Annotated in this window: 1 protein-coding gene; it reads left to right on the top strand. The window is 71.1% G+C overall.

Annotation, left to right across the window (positions count from 1 at the left end):
• The coding region (locus FNH04_RS45350) for an ABC transporter substrate-binding protein (RefSeq protein WP_152792052.1) at window positions 1–1,201 on the top strand (1,201 nt) is incomplete at its 5' end.
• Window positions 1,202–2,048 lie beyond the last annotated feature (847 nt).

The raw sequence follows: 2,048 nt of genomic DNA, 5'->3' as shown, positions 1-2,048 counted from the left end.
GAGTGGGGGAGGAGGCGGGGCGGGGAGCGCGAAGGGTGTCGACGACGGCGCGAAACTGACGATGTGGACGCGTGCGGCGACCCGGCCGCAGAGCGAGGCCCTGGTCAAGGCGTACAACGCGAGCCACAAGAACAAGATCGAGCTGACCGTCGTCCCCACCGACGACTACCAGGCCAAGGTGGGCGCGGCAGCCGGCTCGGGCGACCTGCCCGACCTGTTCGCCTCCGACGTGGTGTTCGTGCCGAACTACACCTCCAGCGGGCTCTTCGCCGACCTCACCGACCGGATCGACGCCCTGCCCTTCGCCGAGCACCTGGCCCAGTCGCACATCAGGGCCGGTACGTACGAGGACAAGAAGTACGTCGTACCGCACACGCTCGACCTCTCGGTGCTGTTCTACAACAAGGAGCTCTACCGGAAGGCGAAGCTCGATCCCGGGAAACCGCCCACCACCCTCGGCGAGTGGGACCGGCAGGCGCGTGCTGTCGACGCGCTGGGCGGAGGCGTCAACGGCACCTTCTTCGGCGGCAACTGCGGTGGCTGCGGCGTCTTCACCTGGTGGCCGTCCATCTGGGCCGCGGGCGAGGACGTGCTGAACAAGGAGGGAACCGAGTCGCTCCTCTCCTCCGGCACCGCGCAGAAGGTCTACGAGACCTACCGGGGGTGGGTGGAGGACGACATCGTGGCCTCCGGCGCGCGCGACGAGACGGGCACGACCTGGACCGGGGTCTTCCCCAAGGGGAAGGTCGGCGTCATGCCCATGCCGTCGACCACGCTGGGCCTGATGCCCAAGGACCTCGACCTCGGGGTCGCGCCCATCCCCGGGCCCGACGGCGGCAAGTCCACCTTCGTCGGCGGTGACGCCATCGGCATCTCGGCCACGAGCAAGTCGGCCGACCAGGCCTGGAACTTCCTGGCCTGGTCCCTGGGCGAGAAGGCGCAGGTCGACGTGGTCGCCGCGCACAAGGACGTGGTGGCGCGCACCGACCTCGCCTCCAACAAGCACTCCAAGGCGGACCCGAGGCTGGTGACGATCAACGAGCTCGTCGCCCACGGCCGCACCCCGTACGCGCTGAACTTCGGCCAGACCTTCAACGACCCCAACGGCCCCTGGCTGACCCTCATGCGCAACGCCGTCTTCGGCGACGGGTCGTCCGTGAAGAAGGACAACGAGGCGGTCACGGCGTCACTGGCGGGATGAGCGGTGCGGGGTTGGGGCATGGGTGCCCGGTCGATTGGTCGATTGGTCGGTTGCTCGATTGGCCGGTCCGGTCGCCGCCGGCCGGTCGGCTGGTGGGTCGGGCTGGGGTGGCTGCGGCGTACGAGCTGCGGCGCGGGATCCTCGGGCTCGGGTTGCGGTTCCTGGCCCCGGGCCGGTACCTGGCTCTGGTCGGGTGCTTGGCCCGGGTCCGGGACCTGGTTGCGACCGGTACGTGGTCCCAAGGGGTATCTGGTTCCGGCCTGGGTCTTGGCCCCGGCCGGGTGCTGGGCCTGGGTCCGGGACCTGGTCGCGACCGGTACGTGGTCCCGACGGGTACCTGTTCCCGGTTGGGTGTCTTGGCCTCGGCCTGGTGTTTGGCTCCGGCCGGGTGCTGGGCCTGGGTCCGGGACCTGGTCGCGACCGGTACGTGGTCCCGACGGGTACCTGTTCCCGGTTGGGGGTTTTGGCCTCGGCCTGGTGTTTGGCTCTGGTCGGGTGCTCGGCCTGGGGCCGGTACGTGGTTGCGACCGGTACGTGGTCCCGACGGGTACCTGTTCCCGGTCGGGGGTCTTGGCCCCGGCCTGGTGCTCGGCCTGGGGCCGGTACTTGGTTCCGGCCCACTACCTGGTTCCGCTCCAGGCTCCAGCCTCCCGGCTTCGGGGCCGCCCATACGGCCCGGGCTCCGGCCCGGCTGCCCAGCCGGCCCGGTGGCGGACCAGAACTCCCCCGGCACGAAGGCTCTGGCGGCCGCGGACGAACTCCTGGCCCGGAGCACCCGGCCCCGGCCGTTCGAGGCCCCGCCCGGGGCCGGCCCACGCAACCTGGCCCCCTGGGGCAGGCCCCACAC

The sequence above is a fragment of the Streptomyces phyllanthi genome, from assembly GCF_009377205.1.
GTDB lineage: Bacteria > Actinomycetota > Actinomycetes > Streptomycetales > Streptomycetaceae > Streptomyces > Streptomyces phyllanthi.
The sequence above is the reverse complement of the archived record's forward strand: the minus strand, read 5'-3'. Positions and strand labels throughout refer to the sequence as shown.